General features: G+C 74.7%; 10 protein-coding genes. 4 read left to right on the forward strand and 6 right to left on the reverse strand.

Translation table 11 applies throughout. The features are described from left to right. Positions 1–72 precede the first annotated feature (72 nt). Both FJ657_RS04440 and FJ657_RS04445 read left to right on the forward strand, forming a co-directional pair. Positions 73–396 carry a hypothetical protein gene (locus FJ657_RS04440; protein ID WP_141162420.1) on the forward strand — a complete coding sequence of 108 codons (324 nt, stop codon included), beginning with the start codon at positions 73–75 and terminating at the stop codon, positions 394–396. A gap of 66 nt (positions 397–462) precedes the next feature. Further along, positions 463–1,410: a sensor histidine kinase gene (locus FJ657_RS04445; RefSeq protein ID WP_141162421.1), complete on the forward strand. Its 948-nt coding sequence runs from the start codon at positions 463–465 to the stop codon at positions 1,408–1,410. Here FJ657_RS04445 and FJ657_RS04450 read toward each other — a convergent pair. Further along, the gene (locus tag FJ657_RS04450) at positions 1,404–3,182 is read right to left on the reverse strand and encodes a hypothetical protein (RefSeq protein WP_141162422.1); all 1,779 of its coding nucleotides are present in this window, start codon (positions 3,180–3,182) and stop codon (positions 1,404–1,406) included. The genes FJ657_RS04445 and FJ657_RS04450 overlap by 7 nt on opposite strands. Further along, positions 3,179–3,844, reverse strand: coding sequence for a response regulator transcription factor (locus FJ657_RS04455; RefSeq protein ID WP_219995859.1), 666 nt, complete (start codon positions 3,842–3,844; stop codon positions 3,179–3,181). The genes FJ657_RS04450 and FJ657_RS04455 overlap by 4 nt, the downstream gene beginning before the upstream one ends. Positions 3,845–3,982: 138 nt before the next feature. Here FJ657_RS04455 and FJ657_RS04460 point away from each other — a divergent pair, with 138 nt between their 5' ends. Both FJ657_RS04460 and FJ657_RS04465 read left to right on the forward strand, forming a co-directional pair. Further along, positions 3,983–5,965 (forward strand): Hsp70 family protein, encoded by a 1,983-nt coding sequence (locus FJ657_RS04460; protein WP_181408866.1) that lies wholly within the window; start codon positions 3,983–3,985, stop codon positions 5,963–5,965. A gap of 130 nt (positions 5,966–6,095) precedes the next feature. Beyond that, positions 6,096–6,641: a sigma-70 family RNA polymerase sigma factor gene (locus tag FJ657_RS04465; protein ID WP_141162425.1), complete on the forward strand. Its 546-nt coding sequence runs from the start codon at positions 6,096–6,098 to the stop codon at positions 6,639–6,641. A 157-nt stretch (positions 6,642–6,798) separates the two neighbouring features. Here the strand turns inward: FJ657_RS04465 and FJ657_RS04470 are convergent, their stop codons facing one another. The 4 genes from FJ657_RS04470 to FJ657_RS04485 all read right to left on the reverse strand — a co-directional run bounded on the left by FJ657_RS04470 (position 6,799) and on the right by FJ657_RS04485 (position 24,237). After that, positions 6,799–9,816: an AAA family ATPase gene (locus FJ657_RS04470; protein WP_141162426.1), complete on the reverse strand. Its 3,018-nt coding sequence runs from the start codon at positions 9,814–9,816 to the stop codon at positions 6,799–6,801. Then, complete coding sequence (locus tag FJ657_RS04475) at positions 9,801–10,616, reverse strand: hypothetical protein (protein ID WP_141162427.1); 816 nt, start codon at positions 10,614–10,616, stop codon at positions 9,801–9,803. Before FJ657_RS04475 ends, FJ657_RS04470 begins: the two co-directional genes overlap by 16 nt. Positions 10,617–10,627: 11 nt before the next feature. Beyond that, a complete protein-coding gene (locus FJ657_RS04480) occupies positions 10,628–13,804 on the reverse strand; it encodes a hypothetical protein (protein WP_141162428.1) in 3,177 nt (1,058 codons plus the stop codon). Between the two features lie 152 nt (positions 13,805–13,956). Further along, complete coding sequence (locus FJ657_RS04485) at positions 13,957–24,237, reverse strand: WXG100-like domain-containing protein (RefSeq protein WP_141162429.1); 10,281 nt, start codon at positions 24,235–24,237, stop codon at positions 13,957–13,959. Between the last annotated feature and the right edge of the window lie 81 nt (positions 24,238–24,318).

Raw genomic sequence — 24,318 nt, forward strand, 5'->3', positions numbered from 1 at the left:
CGCGGCGGGTGCGCCACGCGGGGCGCGGCGGCGGAGTGGCGGCGGCGAGCCGCCGCACGAGAGGGTGGGGGCATGACCGACCTGGATGACGCTTTCGTGGAGGCGGCCGCCCAGTCCGCGTTCGAGATCGACCACCGCGGCACCGATGTGCTGCTGCGGGCTCCCGAGCGCGAGGAGACGTTCGCGGCGCCGGCGGGCGACGACGAGGCGACGCCGTTCACGCTCGACGGCGGCCGCGACGACGTCGTGCTCGAGGTGGTCGTCGACGGCGAGGTCGTCGGGCTCGTCGTGCCGGTGGATGACGGCTTCGGCGTGCTCATCGTGCCCGAAGACGGCGAGGAGCCCTCCGGTGAACTGGAGACCCTCGAAGAGGCGCTCGACGAGCTCGGCATCTGACCGACCCGGCTCGCGTACGCACACCCCGATCGACCGCACCGCCGACGTCACTGCTAGCGTCGCCGCATGCGTGGCGAAGACCGGATCGGCGCCGCCCTGACGGCCGCGCTCGCCGTCTCCGACACCCCGCCGCCCCCGTCGACGCTGGTCGCGATCGCGGCGGAGGCGATCGGCGCGGCGCGCTGCGAGCTGAGCCTGGGCACGAAGGCGCTCAGCTGGGGTGTGCACGATCCCCAGCGGCACGGCGAGGTCGCGACGCTCGTGCTCGGCACCGATCCCGACATCGTCGCGACCGTCGCTCCGGCGCACGCGATGCCCTCGCCGGAGGCGTGGCAGCCGCTGCTCGTGCTGCTCACGCCGTACGCGGCGGAGGATTCGACGTGGCACGCCCGGCGTCGTCAGCAGGAGGCGGCACGGCGCATCGACGATGTGCGCTGGCGTGCGTCGGCCGACATGGAGCACGAGCGCCGTCGCCTCGAACGCGACCTGCACGATGGAGCGCAGCACCACCTGGTCGCCCTGCGCATGGCGATCGCGCTCGGCGACCACCTGCAGCACGAGCCGGGTGCGGAGGCGCGGCTCGCGGCGCTCGGCGCCCAGCTCGACGCCGCCGAGGACCTGCTGATCGCGACCGCCCGGGGCGTGCTGCCGAAGGTGCTGGCCACCTCGGGTCTGCAGGGGGCGCTGCGCGCGCTCGCCGGCGCCGACGTCGAGGTGGATGCGGACATCCCGCGGCTCATGCCGGCCGTCGAGTCGGCGCTGTACTACCTGGCGCTCGAGGCCGTCAGCAACGCGCACAAGCATGCGCCGGGTGCGCGCATCCTCGTCGAGGCCCGGCTCGCCCACGGTCGGGCGCGGGTGGAGGTGCGGGATGACGGCCCGGGCTTCGTGGTCGGCGACGACGTCGGCGGTCTCGCTTACCTCGCCGACCGCATCCGGGCCATCGACGGCACCCTCGAGGTGCGCTCGGCGCCGGGCGCGGGCACCCGCGTGATCGCCTCCGTGCCCTACTGAGCTCGCGGCGCCGGATCGGAGGGGCGCGTCGCGCGCGCGAGCAGTCCCGCCGCGCTGCGCTCCAGCACCTCGGCGGCCCGGCGCCGTGGGGCGCTGCCCGGCGTCGCCGCCGCGTGCTGCCAGCGGGCGAGTGCCGCGAGCGCCTCGGTTCGCACCTGCTCCGCATCCGCATCCGCCGGCAGCCCGAGGCGCACGTGCACCTCGCCGCCCTCGGCGCCCGCGAGCCGCGCGGCGGCGGCATCGACGATGTCGGGCGCCTGGCCGCGCGCGACGTCGTCGAGCAGCGCATCCTCGGCCAGCTCGTGCGCCCCGGCGCGCAGCTCGTCGATCTGCCAGCGCAGCGCCGCCGAACCCTCCTCGGCCGCGCGCGCCGCGAGACGCTCGAGCACGCGCCGCGCGGCGAGCACGGGGGCCCGCGCCGCGAGCGCCGACACCGCCTCGGCGGGTGCGACGCCGTCGCGGAACAGCAGCTGCCCCGGGCGGAGCCCCGCCGCGAAGCCCCGGCGGGGCGCGAGCGCGCACACGACGGCGTCGACCGCGCCCCACCGGCCGTCGCGGTCGCCGATCTCCGCCGCGAGGGCGCCGTCGGGCGCCGCGTCGCACAGCACGGTCTGCACGCCCGACATCGGGGCGGGCAGCGGACCCTGCACGACGAGCAGCGTCACCGGCGCGACGAGCGCGTCGCGGCAGGAGGCGAGCTCGTCGGCGGGGAGCCCGGCGACCTCGACGAGCGTCGCGACGCGGCCGTGCACGGGGCGCGACTCGATCTGCCGATTGCCGATCGGCAGCGACGTCACCTCGCTGCGGTCGGGCATCGTCACCTCCACTTCGACGGCGTCGCCGAGCTCGCGTGCCACGAGGGCACCGCCGAGAGAGGCGATGCGCTCGGCGTCCACGGCGAGGGCGAAGGTCAGGTGGGCGGCGTCGACCGGCTGCGTGCTCCCGATCCGGGCGACGAGGGCGTCGGCGCGATGCAGCCGCAGGCTCGTCCGCCCGCCGATCCGGGCGACCGTCGTGAGCGCGCCCGCGACCGCGTGGTAGAAGCCCGACTCGATGTCCCACCCGGCGCGGCGGCCGAGGCCGCCGGTCACGTCGACCGGAACCGGCAGCGCCGCGGCGAGCTCGCGCAGGGTCTCCTCCGCGCCGCGGTCGGGCAGCATCGCGGGGAACACCCCGCGCACGGCGTCGCGCAGGTCGGCGATGAGCCGCTCGGCCGAGGCGTGGATCGCGGGCCAGTCGACGTCGTCCGGCGCGGTCGCGAGCAGCTCGCGCAGTGCTGCGAGGTCGTGCACCGTCGCCGTCGTGATCGTCTCGACCAGCCGGATCCGCTCGCCCTCCCGCACGCGCGCGGCCCGCACCTCGGCGCGCTCGGCCTCCTTCTCGCGCTGGTCGGCGTCGCGTCGTGCCCGATCGAGCGTGCGCATCGCCCGGGCCGCGCGCACGGTGGCGGCGATCCATTCGCAGGTCTCGTCGAGCAGGCGCCGGCGGCGGGCGGTGACGAGGTCGGCACCCGGCCGGATCTCGAGCACGCCGACGCCGTGAACCGCATGCCGCTCGACGGTGTCGTGGGCGTGCGCGTGGGCGGCGCCGTCATCGGGCCACGCGGCGATCTGCTGATGGTGGCCGTCGTCGAATCGGCGCAGCAGTCGCACCTGCGGCAGCGAGCCGTCCGCCGCGGCGACGCTGCGGGAGAGGTTCTCGAGCAGGGCCGGCAGCAGCGCGTCGCGCGGCGTCGACGCGAGCACCTCCGCCACCTCGCGCGGCGCCGTCATCGCCCGCTGCCGTCGACCTTCTGCGCCTGCAGGTAGGTCAGCACCGCCAGCACCCGACGGTGGTGCATCGTCGCGTCGGCCGGGATGCCGAGCTTCACGAACAGCGAGGCCACGTGCTTCTCAACGGCCTTCACCGACACGAACAGCTCTTCGGCGATCGAGCGGTTCGCGCGCCCCTCGGCCATGAGCCGCAGCACGTCGAGCTCGCGCTCGCCGAGGCCGGCGATCGCGACGTCGCGGTGCTCGCCGATCTCGACGAGGCGCGAGGCCAGCACCGGCTCGATGACGATCTCCCTCGCGAGGATGCGCTCGAGCGTGTCGTTGAGCATCTGAACGCCGGCGATGCGCTCCTTGAGGCGGTAGCCGATCCCCTCGGTGCCGATCGCGAGCATCGTGCGCAGGTAGTGCGACTCGGCGTAGTGCGACAGCAGCAGCAGTCCCACCTGCGGGTGCAGGGCGCGGATGCGGGTCGCCGTCGCGAGCCCGCCCTCCTCGCCGGGAGGCATCCGAATGTCGAGCACGGCGATGTCGACCTGCTGCGCTGCGAGCGTGGCCAGCAGCTGGTCGCCGTCGTCGTGCGCGGCGACGACCTCGTGGCCGGCCGCGCCGAGCAGCATCACGAGGCCCTCGCGGAACAGCGTGCCGTCGTCGGCGATCGCCACCCGCATCGATGCCCCGCATCCCTCAGCCGCCGTGCGCTCCCGCGTCCGCGGCGCGCCGCGCTCATCCTACGGCGAGGGTGCGACGGGGAGCGGATCCCGGCAACATCGGCGACACACCCGTCGTCTATCGTCTGCTTCGTGGGATATTCCATCGGCGTTGACCTCGGCACGACCTCGATCGCGGTCGCGATCGGCGACGAACTCGGCACCAGAGCCGCCCAGCTCTCGCCGCTGCTCGTCGAGCCGTCGGTCGCGTTCTGCGCCGCCGACGGCACGATCCTCACGGGCAGGGCCGCGCTGCTCGCCGCCGAGGGGGATCCGGCCCGGCTCGTGCGCGGGTTCAAGCGCCGCGTCGGCGACCCGACGCCGATCATCGTCGGCGGGGTCGGCTTCGCCCCCGAGGCGCTGATGGCGGCGCAGCTGCGGGATGTCGTCGCTCAGCTCACCGAGCAGCAGGGCGAGTCGCCGGAGCGGGTCGTGCTCACCTGCCCGGCGGCGTGGGGTCCGTACCGGCGCGAGCAGTTCTCGCACATCGCCGCGCTCTCGGGCGTCGCCGTCGACGCGATCGTCACCGAGCCCGTCGCGACCGCCACCTACGTCTCCCGCGAGCAGCGGCTCGAGGAGGGCACGATCGTCGCCGTCTTCGACCTCGGCGGCCGCACCTTCGACGCGACCGTGCTGCGCATGGGCGCCGACGGTCTCGAGGTGCTCGGCAGCCCCGAGGGGGTCGAGCACCTCGGCGGCGACGACTTCGACGACGCCGTGCGCGGTCTGCTCGACCAGCGCGCCGGCGGCCGCATCTCGGCACTCGATCCCGCGCAGCCGGCCGACGCGGCGACGCTCGCGGCGATCGACCAGGAGTGCACGAGCGCGAAGGAGGCGCTGTCGGTGCGTGAGGAGACGGTGGTGCACCTGCCGTTCGACGACGCCGTGCAGGCGATCACCCTCACCCGCGCCGACCTGGAGCGCGCGATCCGTCCGGCCGTCGGCCTCGCGGTCGCGGCGCTGCTGCGCACGATCGACTCGGTCGGGATCGACGCGGAGGCCGTCTCGACGGTGATCCTCGCGGGCGGATCGTCGCGCATCCCCTTCGTGGCCGAGGAGGTCGCCGCGGTCGGCCGCCCCGTCGCCGCCACGCACCACCCGAAGTTCACCGTCGCGCTCGGCGCGGCGGAGCGGGCGCGGGCGCTCGCCGCGGCCGCCGCGGAGCCTGCCGCCGTCGGCGCTCTCGTCGGAGCAGGCGCGGGCGCGGGGACGGGCCTGAGCTCAGCGGCGGTGACGGGCTCGCCCTCGTCGGCGACCGCCTGGTCGCCGGCGGTCGCGCCCGACCCCTCGCTCTGGCGCCTCACCGTGCGTCGCGGGTCGGCGATCGTCGTCGGCGCCGCGCTCGCCGCGATCATCGTCGCCGCGATCGCCGTGGCCGCCGCGCTCGGCCGCGCCGGCGGCGTCGAAGCCGCCACCTCCGATCCGGATGCGGCGCGCACCCCCAGCAGCTCGGCGAGCGCGCACAAGGTGACGGCGTCGCCGGCGCCGTCCGGGGCGGCGGAGAAGAGCAGCGTGAAGGCGACCGTCGCCTCGCCCGTGTTCACGGGCGGCAGCTCGACCGCCGGGCTGAAGTGGTTCGTGCAGTCGAACGACGAGGCGGGCGTCTGGGGCATCACCCCGCTCGCCGACGGCGTCGCGAAGCGTCCGAACCTGACCCTCACGCAGTCGGATGCCGGCTTCCGCGCGCAGTGGGTCACGGGCGGACCCGCTCAGCTGTACGCGCAGACCGACGGCACGAGGATCGACCTCGCCGACATCGCCGCCGACCACGGCGCCCTCGTGTTCGACGTGACCCGCAACGCCGGATCGGCCGACAAATTCGAGATCGCCGTGCACTGCGAGTACCCGTGCGGCGGCAGCGTCGACGTGACCGACGTCGTCAACGGGTTCCCGCCCGGCACCGCGCAGCACGTCATCATCCCCGCCGAGTGCTTCACCTCCGCCGGCCTCGATCCCGGCTCGGTGGACACGCCGTTCCTCGCGCTCGGCACCGGCGACCTCGACCTGACCCTCAACGACATCCGCTGGGAGAACCAGGCGGGCGCGGACCCGAAGGCCGTGCGATGCGGAACCTGATGCTCGGGTAGGGATACCCCCATTCGGGGGGAGCGGGCCTACCCCCCGAACGGGGGGATGATCCCAGAGACAGCGCCTTCGCGCGGTCAGACGATCGAAGCAGACGTCGACCGACGGGAAGGACTCGATCATGACGATCACCGCTGCACCCACCGCGCCCTCGACCGCCCACGGCACGCGGGCGTTCGACGCCCTCGTCGCCGAGCACCGTCCGGGCCTCGTGCGCTATGCCACACGGCTCATGAGCGGCGACGTCGCCGCCGCGGAGGACGTCGTGCAGGAGACCCTGCTGCGCGCCTGGCGCCACCTCGACCGCCTCACCGAAGACCGCGGTTCGGTGCGCGGCTGGCTGACTCGCGTCGCCCACAACGTCGCCATGGATCAGCACCGGGCCCGCCGCGCCCGTCCGACCGAGATCGCCTGGTCGGAGTTCGACGAGGAGAGCGCCGCCTCCCTCGACGACACCGCCCGCGAGGTCGAGGACCGCGTGCTCGTCACCGATCTGCTCGCGCACGTTTCACCGGTGCACCGCAGCACGCTCACCGAGGTGTACCTCTCCGACCAGACCACGGCGGCCGCGGCCGAGCGCCTCGGCGTGCCGGTCGGAACCGTGAAGAGCCGCGTCTTCCACGCCCTGCGCACCATCCGCGCTCAGTCGGTGGATCTCGCCGCCTGACGCACGCAGCGCTGGGGATGCCCGTCGGCTCGTCCGGCGGGCATCTTCGTGTCTGCGGTGACCTGCCGCGACCTGCGGCGATCTGCCGCGACCGGCTGCCGCGGTGCGAGCAGCAGGCGCCGGTGCCGCCGTCGACGCGTGGCCGCGCTCATCGCCGTCACGCGCCGATCGACTCGGGCGTCGGCACGTCCTCGGGCAGCAGCAGCACCAGGTCGTCCATGGACGGATCCTCGATGCCGCGGGTGCGGCGCGCGTGGTTGGCGATCGCCGCATCCATCACCTGGCGCGCGTAGCGGCCATTGCCGAACGACGCCGTGCGGTCGACGGCCGTGAAGTGGCCGCGCAGCGCGGCGACGGTCGGGCCGGTGCATTCGTATCCGGATGCGGTCGCGTGCTGGTTCACGATCGTGACGAGCTCGTCGGGCGTGTAGTTCGCGAAGCGCACGCGGTGCGAGAAGCGGGAGTCGAGGCCCGGGTTCGTGGCGAGGAACTGGTCCATCTCGCGCTCGTAGCCGGCGGCGATCACGACGACCTCGTCGCGGTGATCCTCCATGAGCTTCACGAGCGTATCGACCGACTCCTTGCCGAAGTCGGCGCCGTTTCCGCCGCCCGAGGCGAGCGTGTACGCCTCGTCGATGAACAGCACGCCGCCGCGCGCCCGGTCGAAGGCCTCCGTCGTGCGGCGGGCCGTGTGCCCGACGTACTCGCCCACGAGATCGGCGCGCGACACCTCGGTCACCTGGCCCTGCGCGAGCACGCCGAGCGCGGTCAGCAGCGACCCGTAGAGCCGCGCGACGGTCGTCTTTCCGGTGCCGGGAGGGCCCGCGAAGATGAGGTGCCGGCTGAGGGATGGCGCGGGCAGCCCGGCGGCCTGGCGACGTCGTGCCGAGGTGAGCAGATCGACCATCCCCTCGACCTCCTCCTTCACGCCGTCGAGGCCGACGAGCTCGCGCAGGGTGCCGAGCAGCTGGTCGACGCGCTCCTCGTCGACGCGGCCGACGCCGGCGCCGATCGACGACCCCGGCAGCGGCCCGAGGTCGTCGGGCACGAGTCGCGTCAGCGTGAGGGCGTCAACCGAGTCGGCGTTGCCGAGCCGGTACGCCTGCCGGCCGAGCATCTCCTCGAACACCTTGCGGGCCGTGCGGCCGTTGCCGAAGGTCTCGTCGCGCGGCAGCTTCGTGAAGTAGTCGTGCAGCGCCGCGCGCGTCTCGAACTCAAGGCTGTAGTGGTTCGCCCGGCACAGGCCCTCGACGATCGTGACCATCTCGGCCGAGGAGTAGTCGGTGAACTCGATCGTGCGCGAGAAGCGCGACGACAGGCCCGGGTTCGCCGCCATGAAGGTGCGCATGTCGTTCGTGTAGCCGGCGACGATCACGACGACGTCGTCGCGGTGGTCCTCCATCAGCTTCACGAGGGTGTCGATGGCCTCGCCCCCGAAGTCGTTGCTCGAGCCGGAGTCCTTCGAGAGCGCGTAGGCCTCGTCGATGAAGAGCACGCCGCCGAGCGCCTTGGTGAACATCTCGGCGGTCTTGATCGCGGTGCCGCCGATCACGGCGGCCACCAGGTCGGGGCGGGCGACCTCGACCAGCTGGCCGGTGCGCACGACGCCGAGGGCGGCGAGGATGCGGCCGTAGAGCCGCGCGACGGTCGTCTTGCCGGTTCCGGGCGACCCGGCGAACACGAGGTGCCGCGACACGGGCGGCGAGGGCAGACCGGCCTCGGAGCGCCGTTCGGCCATCTGGTGCATGCGCACCAGCGTCTCCACCTGGCGCTTGACGCTGTCGAGGCCGACCAGCTGGTCGAGCTCGGCGAGCATCCGGTCGAGCTCGCCCGCGCCGGTCGCCCCTTCGGTCTCGTCGGCGCGCGCCGTCTCGCCGGTCGAGCCGGTCGCGTTCGTCGAACCGGTCCTCGCGGGAGCGCCATCCGGCTCGTCGCCCTCGTCATCGGCCAGCCGGTCGATCTCGACGTCGGCATCCGGGTCGACCCGCACGGCCTCGCCGTCGACGTCGACGATGCGCGTGCGCCGCAGCGCTCCCGACGCCCCGCCCTCCCAGGCGAGACCGAGCCGGCCGCCGCGCACCGAACCGCCCTCGACGACGAGCCGGGATGCGTCGCGCGCGACCGCGGCCTCGCCGTCGGCATCGACGATGCGCACGCTGGTGAGCGTCACCGTCGCCTCGTCCGACGCCGTGATACCCGTGCCGCTGGGCCGCTCGATCGTCGAGTCGGCGAGCGTCAGCGACGCCGTGCCCGCCACGACGATCGCGTCGTGGCCCGCGGACCGCAGCTCGCACGCCTCCCCGGTGAGTCGGGCGCCCTCGACGAGGTGGAGCGCATGGGTCGCGCCGTTCTCGATCGTGACGCGCGCGAGCTCGACGCTCGCATCCGCCATGCCGACGACGCCCTGGCCGCCGAGGCCCCGCATCGACACATCGGAGAGCGTCACCGAGCCTCCGGTCGTGACGAGAAGTCCGATGCCCTCGCCGTCGGCGAGCGTCGTGCCCGCGGCGTCGAGGCTCGCGCCGCCCTCGACCGTGATCGCGGCGTTCGCGATCGTTCCGATCGTGCCGCGGGCGAGGGTCAGCTGCGCGCCGTCCGCGGCGAGCAGGCCGCCCTGCGCCGTGTCGATGGCGAGGTCGGCGAGGTGCGCCGAGCTCGGCCCGCGCACGACGAGCGCCGTCGTCGCGATGTCGTGCAGTCGTCCGCCCGAGATCTCGGCCTTGCCGCCCTCGTAGACGAGCACGCCCGCGCCGGCGGCGTTCGCGACGGTCGTGTCGTGGGTCGTCAGCAGCGCCTCGGAGCGCACGATCAGCGCCACCTCGGTCGACGCCTCGATCGTGCAGTCGTCGAGCGCCAGCGCCCCCGACTCCACATCGACGGCCACGTCGCCGTCGGCGCGGACGATCGTGACGCCCGACACCCGCACGTCGACCGCCGCGCTGCGCAGCGCCGGGCCCGTGACGCCCTCGATGCGCACCTCGCCGGCGTCGCCGACACCCGACAGCGACACGGCGCGGTCGATCGTGACCGACTCGCGGTAGACGCCGGGGCGGATGGAGATCACGTCGCCGTCGTTCGCGGTGGCCAGCGCCGAGGCGATGCTCTGGTGGCAGTCGGGATTGTCGGCGGCGACGGTGAGCACCGAGCGCTCCGGGGCGATCAGTCGAGTGGCCATGTCGTGCCCTCCCAGGCGTCGGGGCGGATGGCGGCCGAGAGGCGACGCCACGTCTCCGCGTCGAGCGGCGACGCCGGGCCGGCCGCCCGCAGGTGGGAGACGAGCTCGGCATCCGGTGCGATCCAGTGGTGCTCGAGGTAGTAGGCGACGGCGTCGCTCCAGATCCAGGTGCCGTCGGAGCGCAGGTCGGCGGGCACGGCGACGTCGACGTCGCCGAGGTCGTCGCGCAGCGGACGGGCCGCGTGCACGAGCACCGATCCCGAGCGCAGCAGGGTCAGCAGCGTCTCGCGTTCCTCACGATCGACGATGACCGGCCGTTCCGGGGCGAAGCAGGGCACGCCGTCGCGGTGCCCGTCGAACACGCGCGCGACCTTCGGCGGGGGCGGCGTGCGGCGCAGCGGCAGGCGCCGGGCGACGTCGTGCAGCAGCGCCCGCACACGGTGGCCGGCCTGCTCGACGGCCGCGCGGGGAGTGGAGGCGGATGACGTGGCCGGGTCGCGCTCGTCGGCGCCGGTCGACGGGGCGTCGGGATGCGCGTCGGGGCTCTGCGCGTCGGGAAGCTGCGCGGCGGGGTGCTGTGCCTCGGAGTGCTGGTCGCCGGCGCGGGCGGTGCCGGATACCGCGGCCTGCGACAGGTGCTGCGCGAGCGGCACCACCCCGGGGCGCCCGGTCGGGGGCAGCGCCGGCGGACCGGTCGGCGTCGGCGCGGACGCGGGCGCCGCCGCGTCGTCGGCGGACGCCGGCTCGGGCGGGGCGAACCGCGACCGGGTGGTCCTGTCGGCGGGGCGCTCGGGGGTCATGGCGTGGCTCCTCATGCTGCCGGGGGGAGTTCGCCGAACCAGCGGTCATCGAGGTGAGGGCGCAGGCCGCCGCGCGTCTCGGCCGCCGCCTGCAGTCGGGTGAGCGCGAGCTCGGCATCCGCGCCCTCCTCGGCGAGCAGCAGTCGCGGGGCGGATCCCTCGGCGCTGCCGAGCACCCGCAGCCGCGCGCCGGCCGGCAGCACGACGTCGGCGGCGCCCGGCGAGCCGTGCAGCACCCGGTCGAGGCGGCGTCCGCTGGTCGTCCAGATCAGGGCCTCGGCGGGTCCCGTCGCGGGGCCGTCGGCGGCGGCGGCGACGAGCGGCGACCGCAGTCGGAGCGTCGAGCCGGGAGCCGCGTCGACGCCGGAGGGGATGCCGCGCACCACGACGGATCGCGCCGTCGGCAGCATCGCGAGCCCCTCGGCGAGGCAGGTGTGGAAGTCGAGGTCGTAGTCGCCGTGCGGCTCGCTCGCGAAGACCCGCACGAGCGACAGCCCGGTGAGCATCGCGGAGCGGTCGCCCGCCGCGACGCGCATGCCCGGCTGCTGCGCGAGCAGCTGCGCGACCGTGCGGCTCGCGACGTCGTAGCGCGAGCCGAGCGCCGTGCGCACCCGGTGCCGCTGGTCGGACGTCGAGCTCGCGCCGGCCGGCACGTCGATGGGCGCCGCCGCGCGCGGTCGGTCGGGCGTGGATGTCGTCGCGGGCGCGGGCGCCGCGTCGGCGGCCGGCTGCTCGGAGGCCGCGGCGGCGGGAGTCGGCTGCGACGAGGCCGGAGCTGCTGCTGCGGCGATCGCCGCGGTCGCGGTGACTGAGGCATCGCTCAGCGGCACTGGCGGCGCGGCCGGGGTCGCCGGCGCGGTCGGCGACGCGCCGGTCGGAGCGACGGAGGTCGGTGCGGTCGCGGTGCTCGCGGAGCGATCCGCCGTGCTGTCGTCACGGGCGGTGGCGCCGAGGAGTCGCGTCGCCGCGGACCCCTGCAGCGCCCGCGTGAGCGCGTCGTCGGCGGTGCGGCGCGGGGTCGACGTCGCCTCGGCAGCGGCCGCCGCCGTGCCTGTGCCTGTGCCCGTGCCCGTGGCGGCGGACTCCTGCGCCGTCGAGGCGGGCGGCGCGGCTTCCCGACGGGTCGAGGGAGTCGCCGGCAGCGCGCTCGACGGAGCGGGAGCGGAGGATGTGGGGGCCGGAGCCGCGGTCGCCGGAGCCGGGTTCGCCGGCGTCGCGGTCGTGGCGGGCGTCGTGGATGCGATGCTCGGCGCCGTCGTCGCGGCCGGGGTTCTCGGGTCCGTCGTCACAGCGCCCTCGGCCGCCGACGTCGACCACGGATCCTCATCGGCGTCGGTCGCCGACGTCGGTGCGAACGGGGTCGGCGCTGCCGTCGCGGCCGAGGCGTCCGCATCCGGACCGAGCCCGGTCGGCACGCCGTCGAAGCCGATCCGGCGGGCGCGACGGCCCGAGGTCGAGAGGGTCGGCAGGGTCGGAACGTCGCCCGTCGTCGCCGTGGTCGGCTCGGCCCCGACGACCGCGTCGACGGTCGTCGACGGCTTCGGCGCGACGGCCGTCGTGGGCGCCGCAGCGCGCGGAACATCGGCGCGGCGTCGGGCTCGCGGCGCCGTCGGCGCGTCCTGCTGATCGGCGTACGCCGCGGACTCGTCGACGGCGGTCGAGACGGGGGCGTCCGGTTCCACGGCTGTCGTCTCGGCGGCGGTCGTCGTCGCCGTCGCGAGAGCGAACGACTCCGCCTCGGCGGGCGCGGCATCCCCGACCTCGGCGTCGAACTCGACCTCGACCTCGACCTCGACCTCAGCAGGCGAGTCGGCCTCGGCGACCGCCTCATCCGCTTCGACCGCCGTCTCGGCGCCCTCCGCGGCGGCGGATGCGCCCTCCGCGTCGGCGATATCCGGCAGCTCCTCGAGGGGGCGATCCGTGTCGCCGGTCGCGTCGGCCGTCGCCGCCACGAGCCGGCCGTCGGCCGTGATCGCGAGCGACTCGGTCGGCGCCCACTGGCCGGGGTAGGCGTCGCGCACGAGGCGTCGTCCGGCGGCGTCGAGCGGGTGGATCGTCACGGCGCCGCGCTGCTCGAGACGGGCACGGAACGGCGCGAGCAGCGCCGGCAGCGCCTCGGGTCGGTAGGCTCCATCGCCCTGCACGAAGATGCCGATCGAGCCGATCGGGGGCTCGAGCTCGGAGACGTCGGCGAGCGGCTCGGTCGCGGGACGCACCACGAGCCCGGCCGCCACGACCTCCACGACCCAGGCGTCGCCCGGGCGACCCCAGGCCTTGCGGGTCTCGCCGAGCCGGTAGACGGCTGCCGCATCCGCCACGAGTCCCGGCGGAGGTGCCCAGCGCTCGAGCGTCACGGTGCCGTCGGGGGCGCAGACGCTCTCGAGCGCGAGCGTCGTCGGCAGCGTCTCCGCGTCGCCGTCGATGCGCACCGGGGCGCCGTCGAGCTCGACGCCGTGCGCGACGCGCACCGGCTGTCCGAGCCGCACGGCGAGCTCGCGAACGGTCGCGACCGGGAGGCTCGCGCTGCCGAAGCCGGCGAGCACGATCGCCGAGCGCGCTCCGTCGGGCAGCGGACGCAGCACCGCGAGCAGCCGGTCGAGCGTCGGCGGGGTCTCGGCGGGGCTGCCGACCACGACGAGCAGCTGGCGCTCGCGCACGGCGATGCCGGCGAGCCGCACGGCGTGGCGGGGGTCGGTGCCCGAGGTGATCCAGAGGCCGGCGGGGATGTGCGCGGCCCCCGTCAGGTCGTGCGGCAGCTGCGACTGCCAGGCCGGCGCGGGGTAGCGCCGACCGGCCGGCACGCGGCCGCCGCGAGGGCTCTGGGTGACCCAGCCGTCGCCGCCGCCGACCGAGAACAGGGTGCCGTCGCCGCGGATGAAGCGTCCGGCGGGCGCGATCACCGAGACGCCGAGGGCCTGCGCGAGCCGGGCGCTGCCTGCGGCGTCGCCCTGAGCGGCGCCGGCCAAGCCGTCTTCGGGAACCACGACCGTGCCCTGGAGGTGGGGGCGCACGGCGTCGACCAGCGCGGGCTCCGCGCCGCGGAGGGCCTGGCGCAGCGCCGGCGTCGCGGTCAGGTAGCGCGCGGCGCGCAGCGGCGGAAGTCCGTCGAGGAGCGCGGCCGCATCGGTGTCGCCGTCCTCGGCGACGACGAGGCCGAATCCCGTCTGCTGCACGGTGATCGAGGTCACGGCACCTCCTTCCCTTGCCGAGATCACGCGCGGCGGGGCGCGGGCGGTTCACCGGAGTGCGCGACGCGCTCGGGCGGTGGCGATCACGCGGGATCCCGCGGTCGGGATGCCGGCGTCCTGCGGCCGAGCGCGGGCGGCTCAGCCCTGGTCGCTCAGCTCTGGTGGCTGAGCGCGTCGTCGAAGAACGACTGCGCGTCGAAGGTCGTGCCGTCGCCGGTGTACGAGCCGTCGGGCAGCAGCACGCCGTCGTCCTCGTGCTCGTCCTCCTCCTCGGGCACGTAGCCCGACATCGGCGCGCGCGGGATCCAGGTGGTGTCCGGTCGCGGCATCGACGGGACCGGACCGCGGGGCGACTCGGTGGATGCCGTGCCGCCCGAGGCGTTCCCGGCAGACGGAACGTCGGCGATGACGACCGGCGACGACGCGGCGGGGTGCGGCATCGTGCTCGGCGTCGTCGCTGTGGTCGTCGGCGTGGTCGTCGTGCTCGGCGTCGCGACCTCCGGGCGCGGCGCGGGCGGCGCCGCGATCGGCTGCGGCGCCGGCACGTCGGCCCGCGGTCGCGGCGGGGCGGGGCGCGACTCCGGTTCCGATTCGTCGTCGTCGGCCGTCACGTACTCCTCGCCCTCCGAGGCGGTCACGTACTCATCGGCGGTCACGTACTCGTCCGAAGCGGTCACGTACTCGTCAGAGGTCAGGTCGTCCGCGTCGGATGCGGCGCCATCGACCGGCGTGACCGGCACGATCGGCGTCGGCGTCGGCGTCGGCGTCGGCGTCGGCGTCGAAGTCGGCTGCTCGTCGCCGGAGGAGGCGTCGTCGCGCGTGCCGCGGCCGAGCCCGCGGTCGCCCTCGAGCTCGCGGTCATCACCCGACTCGCTGCCGAGGTCGTCGTCGAGATCGCTGCCGCCGGATTCGTCGTCGGGCTCGTAGCCGTCGTCGATCGGCGTCGGATCGGCCTCGCGTGCGGCACGCCGCTGCTCGGCCGCGCGCTCGCGCTCCGCCTGCCGAGCCCGCTGCTCGGCCTCGTCGCGGGCCGCCAGCTCAGCGGCCCGCTCGCGCTCCGCCTGCCGCCGGTCGCGTTCCGCCTGAGCGGCGGCCTCCTCGCGTTCCCTCAGCTGCCGGTCGCGCTCGGCCTGGGCGGCGGCCTCGTCGCGGGCGGTCTGCTCCCGTTCGCGCTCCGTCTGACGCTCGGCTTCGTCAGCGCGCTCCTCGGCGGCCAGACGATCCGCATCCTCTCTCGCCTTGCGCTCGGCGGCCTCGTTGCGCGCGATCCGCTCGCGCTCCCGCTGCGCCTCGCGTTCGCGCGCGACGCGCTCCTGCTCGGCTCGCTCCCGCTCGCGCTCCTCCGCGGCCCGGCGATCCGCCTTCTCCTTCGCCCGGCGCTCGGCGGCCTCGTTGCGTTCGCGGCGCTCGCGGGCTTCGCGTTCCTCACGTTCGCGCGCCTCGCGTGCCCGGCGCTCGCGCTCGGCCTGCTCGCGTTCGGCCCGCTGACGCTCCTCCCGCTCGCGGATCCGGCGGTTGCGCTCCTCCTGATCTCGCGCGTCGCGTTCCGCCTGCTCCCGCGCGAGGCGATCCCGCTCCGCCTGACGTTCGGCAGTCCGCGCCCGCTGCGCCGCGGCCTCGCGGGCGTTGCGCGCTTCGGTCTCGCGCGCTGCGGCCTCGGCCCGCTCGCGGCGCTCGCGCGCGTCGTCGGCATCCCTCGCCGCGTCGCGCGCGGTGTCCGCCGCCGGATCGGCCGGAACCTCGAGCCCGAGGGCGCTCAGCTGCTGCTCCCACACCTGCAGCACGACCGGCACATCCACCTCGCCCGGCTGCCGGGGGCCGCCGCTGCTGACGATCGTCGACGTGCCGGCGCTGATCCGCAGCCGCAGGTGCGCGTCGACGATGAACGAGCGCCCCGTGTGGGTGATCTTCTCCGAGGTCTTGACGTCGACGCCGTTCTCGTCGGTCTGGCTCGACGACATCTTGTACGACGGCGTGAACCCGCCGAAGACGAGGCCCGCGTCGGTCATGCCCGAGAGGCCGAACGGCAGCCCCATGGCCGAGTCGTCGGCGCGCTTGCGCCCGTCGCCGGCGCCGGTTCCGAGGTCGATGCTGTGCGACAGCGTCGTCGACGGGGCGGTCGAGCCGGGGCGGATGGAGGGCTGCACGATGCCGCCCGAGATCGCCAGATCGGAACGCAGATCGCGGAAGGCGCCGCGGCGGGCGATCAGCTCGTCGATGCCGAAGGTCTCGCCGGCGGCGATGCGCGGGATCGCGTTGAACAGCATCCCGTTCGAGATCGACGTGCTCAGCGCCTCGTCGTAGACGTCACCGGGGCGGGCGGCGCCGTCGGCGCCCAGCTGGCGGTTCACCATCGTCTGCACCTGGGCGACGCTCGTGTGATCCCACCGCATCGGGCGCCAGGCGCCGACCGCCGGGAGCTGGTGCTGGTGTGCGTCGCGCGGCGGGGCGGCCGGCCGTTCGAGACGGTCGGGCGCGTGCTGGGGCTCGAGCATGTCGAGCGAGCCGTTGAGGGAGATCTGCGGGAGCGTCGTGTGGGTGCCGGGCGTGAAGCGCCGCGGCACCAGCGAGTCGAGCGCACCGCCGACGTGCTCGTGCAGCTGCACGTCGACCGTGAAGCCGACCGGCACGTGGTGCTGCACGAGCGACTCGTGCTCGGCGGTGACGGCGATCTTCGGCGACACCGGAGCCGAGTCGGACTTGTCGCGGCGGCGGTTGACGAGCGTCCAATCGTGCGCGGCCGCGGCCTCGGCGCCCGGTTTGTTGTTCACCTCGTCGGCACGGGCGAAGTACCCGGCGCGGCCGTCCATGCCCATGCTGAACTGGTGGAAGCGGTTGCGCTTGCCCGACGCCCCGCCCGAGCGCTCGGTCGAGAGCTTCTCGCCGCTGACATCCTTCGTCGTCGCGGGATCGGCGGGGTCGACGCGGTGGTCGACGGTGACCTCGATCGTGGCCGTGCGCTGCGTGAACGGGCCGGCCGGCAGCGGGACGGTGATGCGGTTGGGCTTCACGATCGCGTCGCGCACGAATCCGGAGCCCGAGGTCTCGGTGAGCACCCGCCGCACCTCGGCGAGGATCTGCTTGCGCGTGTCCGCATCCAGACCGGCGGGGCGCCAGGTGCGGTCCATCCGATCGAGCTGCGTCTTCGAGACGGTGCTCTCGCCGACGACCGCGTCGGAGTCGTCGCGGAAGGCGGCGAGCGGATCGGCCGCCGGGTTCGGCCGCGGGGCGCGCTCGTCGAGCTCGATGCCGCCCTCCAGTCCCGGAGGATCGGCCACCGCGGCGGGATCCGGCACGACGGCCGGGTCGTTCGTCGCCGCGGCCGGGTCGGGCGTCGGCGCGTGCGCGGCGAGCTCCTGCGGCAGCGGGATGCCGTGCCGCTGCAGCAGCGCCGCCGCCTCGCGCACGGGCAGCTCGACGTCGACCGAGCCGGGCTCGAAGCGCGTGAACGGCGGGTTGTCGAAGCCCTTCTTCTGCCAGAACCGGCGCAGCTCGAGCGACGGCGTGTAGGTGCGCTCGGCGTCGAAGCGCAGCACCGCCGTCTCGCCGGTCTTGCTGCGCTCGGTCGTCGTGCCCGTCGACTGCTCGGCGTCGCGCGAGCGGCCGTAGGTGTAGCCGAGCTTCGCGCCGATCTGCAGCAGCAGGTTGTCCTTTCCGCCGGGAGCGGTGCCGCGCAGCAGGCCGTCGGCGCCGACGTTGACGCTCCATTCCTTCGACGTGCCGACGGCGCGCTCGTCCGACGAGCCGCGCAGCAGCGTCCTGTCCTGTCGGGTCGTGACGAACGAGGGGTTGCCGAGCTTCTGGCGCACATCCACCGAGCCGTGCAGGTTGCCCAGCTTGCCGAGCAGCTTCATGTCGCCGGTGCCGACCGAGCGGTCGCCGAGGCCCGCGTTGGCGATCGTGCGCAGTCCCGCATCCGAGCCGAGCGCGGTCACGGTCGACGCGGTGACCTCGCCGGGCTTCGTGAACGGCGAGCGGGTGAGGATGGGGCTGCCCGCCCTGCCGTCGAAGGGCCGTGAGCCCCAGCTCGAGAAGTTGCCGCTGCCGATCGGCGAGCGGTGCGCGCGCCCGCCGCCGAGGGTGAGGTCGGCGCGCTTCGACAGCGCCGACTCGAGCAGGGCGGCATGAGCCTGGTGGCCGTCGACGCGCTCGACCTTCGCGAAGGTCCCCAGATCGGCCGTGTCGATCGGCACGAAGGCGTTGTTCCGCGTCGTCCCGACGCGGGTGTGCGCACCGGATCCGTCCGCGGCGGCGCCGTCGAGCTGCGGGCGTCGCACCGCCACCCCGCGGATGTCGACCGGGTTGCGGCCGGCGGGGGTGTGGTCGCGGTGCCGGCCGGCCGCGTCGCCGCTGCCGAGCAGTCGTCCGCCGGCGAGTCCGCGCTGGAGGAAGTTCGCATCCATCGTCGACTCGTGGGTGACCGTCAGGCGCGTGCTCGTCGGGTGGTAGCCCGCGCGCCCCGTGCCGGAGGCCGAGCGCGTGTCTTTCGCACTGTGCGACGCGGAGTTCTTCGCCGAGCGCTGGTGTCCCGCCGAGAGCTGGGCGATTCCGGCGCCGATGTTGGTCGGCGACGAGGCGGTCGTCGAGCCCCCGTCGGTCGGCGCGATCGACGCGATCGCCAGCGTGCCGACCGTGCCGCCCTGCCCGGCCTTCGAATCCATGCTGGCGTCGCGCTTGCTCGCGAGCGACTCCTCGTGCTTCGACGTGCGGTCGTCGCTCGTGTCGAACGACTCGCCGAGGTCGACCTCCGCCGTCACGGTCACGCGGTGCGTGCGGCCGTCCTCGTGCCAGACGGCGGTCGTGCCGCCGGTCGCGGCATCGTGCAGCGAGGCCTTGCCCGTCTCGCCGTCGAACTTGTTCGCGACGGCCGCCTTGCCGGCATCCGACAGCCCGAGCCCGTCGACGATCTGATTCGACAGGTCGGTCGGAACCGAGACGAACGAGTCCCGCGACGGGTCGAAGGCGGAGTCGCCTCCCGGCAGCCGCGGCGTCATGTCCATCGGCCCGGGGCGCACGGCGTCGGGAAGCCAGAGTCCGCGCGCGGCGGCGTCGGCGATCGGCACCGAGAAGGTCGTGCGCACCTCCACCGGGCGCGACGAGAACAGGCCGGTCTTCACCTGCACGGTGCGGGTGAGCGAGTAGATCGCGACCTTGTCGTCGTCGCTGCGCGCCGAGGAGTGCTTCAGCTCGCTCGAGCCGCCGATGCCGCCGCCGGTCGTCGCCGTCAGCCCTCCGCCGACGCGCAGGAAGCTGAACAGCCGGCCACGGGCCCCGGCCGTGACGCTGAGCTCGCTTCCCTTCGACCAGCCCGACGAGAAGGCCGTTCCGCGTGAGGTCTTGCCGGATCCCTTGGCGATGCCGACGAACGAGGTCTGCGGGCGATGCGCGTCGTCGACCGAGAACGTGGACGTGTCGCCCTTCGCCTTCGTGTCGCCGGATGCGGTGAGCACGCTCGTGAGCGCGTCGACGTCCCGCTGCGAACGCGGCTTCACCCCGCCATCGCTCAGGGTCGTGACGCGGTTGGGGCGGATGCCCTTCAGATCGACGCTGGCGAAGGTCGGACGCCCTGTCGAGGGTCGACCGCGCTGGAGAGGGCCGGCCGCGCCGGCGTGCTCGACGTCGGGCAGCGACAGCTGCGTGTCGACGTCGACGCGGGTCGTGCGGCCGTCGGTCGTGAGATTCAGGGTCACGTTCGCGTGCGAGGCCGTCGACGCCGCCTTCGGTGCCGACGTGTCGCGCAGCGTCGTCTTCACGCCGAGATCCGCGCCCGTCGAGACGCCCATGCCGAACGTCACCGCCGGGAAGCCGGGCGTCGGCCCGACGCTGACCGTCAACTGGCCGTCGACCTTCGTGGTGTTGCTGATCGAGGTCTTCGTCGACGTCTCGACGTCCTGCGTGCGGCTGAAGTCATCCGCGGCCTTGGTCTCGGTCGTGGCGTCGGCGTCGGCCGCGGCGGGGTCGGCGGCTGTCTCCGGCGTCGGCACCGTCACCCGCACGCCGCCGGTGCTCACGGCGGCGGTGCGCTCGCCGACCGTGATCGAGCCCGCGTCGAGCACCCCGCGCCAGGCCGCCGCCGTCTCCGCGGCCGTCGACCGATCGCTGAGTCCCAGCGCATCCCGCACCGCCTGGGGTGTGACGCCGAGATGGTCGGCGACCTGCATGTGCAGCTCGGCGGGGCGGTCGACGGCCGAGAGCGGAAGCGGCTGGCCCTGCAGCAGCGCGGTCGCCGAGTAGTGGCCGTCGGGCAGCTGGTGCTGGCCGTCGGCGAGACGCTCGATCGCCCAGATGTTGCGAGGGTAGAGCGCGGCGCTCTCGCGGTGCACGCCGTCGCTCATGATGCCGTCGTCGTGGTGCACGGCCGTGTTGCCGGGGTCGCGCTGCAGCACGCGTCGCCGGTCGATCGACTCGTCGGCGAGGCCCAGCGAGTGCAGCAGCTCGTGCGTCAGCACCCGGCCGCTCTCGTCGGTGCGCCAGTGTCGCTGGTCGGTGGAGGTGACGGGCCGGCCGCCGGGCCCGACGCCCGTGTCGCCGACCTCGTTGACGGGCGCGACGGCATCCACCGTGATGTGCGGGTTCGTGTCGGTGAACTGCACGTCGACGTGCAGCTGGTCGCCCCGCGGCAGGCGGTAGCCGCGGTTGACGAGGGCGTCGACGCTCGAGCGGGCGCGCTGCTGCGCCGCGGCGACGTCGGCGGGGGTGACGCCGTCGCCGGGCCGGAGGTTCACGCGCACCGTGTAAACCTGCACGGCCCGGCCGTCGGGCATGACGACGCGGGCGCGGTCGTAGCCGATGATGCCCTCGAAGCGCCCGACGCGTCCGTTGCGGCCGTCGGCGCGCACGTCGGCGACCCGCAGGTCGACGCGGTGCGGGGTCGCCGAGGCGAGACGCGGCCGCCACTCCGACTCCCTGACCGGATTCGTCGTCGGATCGGACCAGGTCGAGGTGGGGTCGGACGCGTGACGCCAGCGTCGTTCGCGATCGGGCCGGATCGCGGGATCGGGACGGCCCGTCGGCGGGTTCGGCCGGCGGCGGCGGGGCGGGGCGCCCTCGGCGTCGCGCACTCGTGCCGGCCGCCGCGGCGCCGGACGCGGCGGGGGCGTCGGCGCCGTGGATGCCGGAGTGGGTGTCGGAGTCGTCTCGGGCGTGGACTGCGCGGGCTGCGTGGACTTGGGCAGCGGGGGAGCCGGCGGCGCGGTGTCGGGCTTATTCGCGGGGTCGGGCTTGTTCGGGGTGGCGCTCTTGCTCCCGGGGTCGGGCTTGCTCGAGGTGTCGGCCTTGTTCCCGGTGTCGCTCTTGCTCCCGGTGTCGGCGGTCGCCGTCGCGGCTGCCGGGGGCTTCGCCCGCCCGGGCGCGGGCGCCTTCGTCGTTGACTCGGTCGCGACGTTCGGCGAGGTCGTCGTCGCGTTCGGGCGCGGGGTGGGCGTGCCGCTCTTCGCCGCGACATCCTTGGGCGCGCCCGGCGTCGTGGGCTGCGACGTCGCGGTGGATGCCGAGGTGTCGCTGCGAGGAGCGGGCGAGGTCGCGCTCGTCGACGTCGCGATCGGGGTCGGGGCCGGGGTCGAGGCCGGGGCCGGGGTCGAGTCGGGCGACGCCGTGGTCGTCGTCCGGCTCCCCGACTTGTCCGTGGGGCCGCTCGTGGTGGTGCCCGCGGTGTCCGTGCTCGCGTGGCCGCTCGCGTCGTCGGACGTGTCGGTCGTGTCGGACGACACCGTGTCATCCGCGTCGATCGTCGTGATGCTCGTCGCGTCGCTGCCGGCATCGCTGAAGACGTCGTCGTCCGCGATGCTGGCGACGTCATCCGTGTCGCTGTCGGTGTCGGGCGTCGCGGGGGTGTCGGTGTCGTGCGTGGTGTCCGCGTGCGTGTCGGCCGGAGCGGTCGGCGTCGCGTCGCGCTGCGCCGGGTCGCGTCCGTCGGCGTGGTCGGGGCCGGGCTGGGCGGAGGTGTCTCCGGCCGGGGCGGGATTGGGGTTCGGCGTCGGCGTCGGCGTCGGGCTGGGCGTCGGGGAGGCGTTCGATGCGGACTGATCGGATGCCGGGGGAGTCGGCGACGTCGGCTGCGCGTCGGACGGCGAGCGATCAGGAACGGCGCTCGTGGTCGTGTCGGTGTTCGCGCTCGAGTCGGTGTCGGTTGTCGTGCCGGGGTCGGACGACGTGTCCGCGTTCGGAGCGGTGTCGGCGTTCGACGACGTGTCGGGATCCGACGAGGTCGCCGGATCGGTCGTCGTGGCGGTGTTCGTCGCGTCGGTGTTCGTCGTATCGGTGTTCGTCGTGTCGGTGTTCGAGGTGTCGCCCGCGGTCGTCGCGTCGACCGGGGTCGCGCCGGGGTCGGAGCTGACCGACGGATCGGGGTTCGGCGTCGTCACCGGGTCCTGAGTCGTGTCGGCGGTCGACGTCGAATCCGGGTCCGAGCTGGCGTCGGTGTCCGTCGAGGTGCTCGTGTCGACGTCGGTCGAGGTGTCCGTGGTGGTCGAGGCGTCGGCGCTGGTCGAGGTGTCGGGGCCCGTCGAGGAGCCGGTGTCGGTCGAGGAGCCCGGGTTCGGGGTGCTGACCGGATTGGTCGTCGTGTCGGTGCTCGTCGAGTCGCCGGTGTTCGATCCGTTCGTGGCGCCGTCGGCGCCCGTCGAGCCTTCCGCGTTCGTGGAGCCGCCGGTGTTCGTGGAGCCGCCGGTGTTCGATCCGTTCGTGTTCGTCGACCCGCCGGTGTTCGTGGAGCCGCTGGTGTTCGTGGAGTCGCCCGTGTTCGTCGACCCGCCGGTGTCCGTGGAGCCGCCCGCGTTCGTCGACCCGCCGGTGCTCGTGGAGCCGCCCGAATTCGTCACCCCGTTCGTGCTCGTGGACCCGCCCGCCGCGCTCGCGCTCTCCTGACCCTGCGGCGTGCTGCCCGCGGGGCGCTGGCCGAGCGGATCGGGGGCGGTCGAGCTTCCATCCAGCGGTCCGCCGCCGGTGTTCGACCCGCTGTCGATGCCGCGGTTTCCTCCGCCCCCGCCCGCGCCGCCGCCGGTCCCCGTGCCGACGCCCGCGCCGTTGCCGGTCCCGCCGGTGCCGTTGCCGATCCCGCCGGTGCCGACGCCCGTCCCTGTGCCGACGCCCGTCCCCGTGCCGGTGCTCGTGCCGCCGGTGTCGCTGCTCGAGAGTGTCGAGTCCTGCGCCGAGCGGCTGCCGCCATCCCCGCCCGAGCGCTCGCCGCCGCCGTGCCCGCCGGCGCCGGGCCCGGTGATCCGGTTGCCGATCGCGCCGCCGGCCGCGGTGCCGAGTCCGGTTCCGAGGCTCGACGAGGCCGCCGACAGGATGCCGCCGACGCCGACCTGGAAGCCCTCGCCCTGGATGGCGCTGTACGTGCCCTCGGTCATGACCTCGACGAAGGCCTCGCCCGCGAAGTCGGTCGCGATCTCCTGCGCCGTGTGCTTCCAGCCGTGGGGCTTCGGCGCGTCGCCCGATCCGGTCGTCGGCGGCAGGTCGCCGTCGCCGCCCTTGCCCGACCCGCCGGGAGCGTCGACGCCATTGCCGACGTCATCCCCGGCGCCCTTGCCGGTGCCGGAGCCGCCGCCGGTCGGCACATCGTCACCGGCTCCCTTGCCCGCGCCCTCGCCGGCCCCCGACCCGACGCCGTCGCCGACGCCGTCCCCGATGCCCTTGCCCGCGCCCGACCCGATCCCGTCGCCGATGCCCTTGCCCGCACCGGATCCGACCCCGTCGCCGACGCCGTCGCCGACGCCCTTGCCGATGCCCGACCCGACGCCGTCGCCGACGCCCTTGCCCAGGCCCTTGCCGATCGCGGCTCCGCCGAGGATGACCGCGCCGCCGAACATGCCGGCCAGCGCTCCGCCCGCCGCCGCGCCGCTGGTCTTGGAGCCGTCCCAGCTGTCGCGGTTGCCCTGCGCCATCTGCGCCAGCTGAGCCGCCGCGTCGATCGCGACCTCACTCAGCACGTTGAACGCGGCGCCCTTGAGGATCTCCTTCAGCAGCTTGCGCAGCAGCGTGCGGAAGAGGATGGAGTACATCGCCTTGCGGGCGGCGAGCCACGCCATCGACGAGCCGAACGACGGCACGGCCATCGCGATCGCCCACGCGATCTCGGCGATGAGCGCGATGAGCGCGCCGATGAGCGTGTACTTCGTGTACTCGACATCGAGGGCGAGCTTCTGGAGGAACTGCGCACTCGAGACCATCGACTCGGCGACCTCGTGCAGCGCGTCGCCGTCGGTGATGGAGGCGACGAGCTCGTCGTACGCGTCGCGGCTCATGCCCGAGAAGCCGCGCTGCGCCCGGGCGAGGTCGCGGCGCAGGTCGGAGTCGAGGTCGGCGAGTTCGCGGGCCGCCATCTGCCAGCCCTGTGAGAGGGCGCGCAGCTGGTCTTCGTTCGCCATCGGGAACCGCTCGCCCGCGAGCACGAGGAAGAGGTTCGCGGCCTCGTTGCTGACCATGAGAGCCATCGCGTCCTCCTCTCCCGTGGACACGCGTGGCGGAGGCCCGCCGGTTCACCGTGCTCGCCACCTCGCCGCGGCCGGGATGCG

It is taken from the genome of Schumannella soli, assembly GCF_006517435.1.
Lineage (GTDB): Bacteria > Actinomycetota > Actinomycetes > Actinomycetales > Microbacteriaceae > Schumannella > Schumannella soli.

Coding starts and splice junctions, on each gene's coding strand:
- FJ657_RS04440 (WP_141162420.1), top strand. CDS start 73: ATGACCGACCTGGATGACGCTTTCGTGGAGGCGGCCGCCCAGTCCGCG.
- FJ657_RS04445 (WP_141162421.1), top strand. CDS start 463: ATGCGTGGCGAAGACCGGATCGGCGCCGCCCTGACGGCCGCGCTCGCC.
- FJ657_RS04450 (WP_141162422.1), bottom strand. CDS start 3,182: ATGACGGCGCCGCGCGAGGTGGCGGAGGTGCTCGCGTCGACGCCGCGC.
- FJ657_RS04465 (WP_141162425.1), top strand. CDS start 6,096: ATGACGATCACCGCTGCACCCACCGCGCCCTCGACCGCCCACGGCACG.
- FJ657_RS04470 (WP_141162426.1), bottom strand. CDS start 9,816: ATGGCCACTCGACTGATCGCCCCGGAGCGCTCGGTGCTCACCGTCGCC.
- FJ657_RS04475 (WP_141162427.1), bottom strand. CDS start 10,616: ATGACCCCCGAGCGCCCCGCCGACAGGACCACCCGGTCGCGGTTCGCC.
- FJ657_RS04485 (WP_141162429.1), bottom strand. CDS start 24,237: ATGGCTCTCATGGTCAGCAACGAGGCCGCGAACCTCTTCCTCGTGCTC.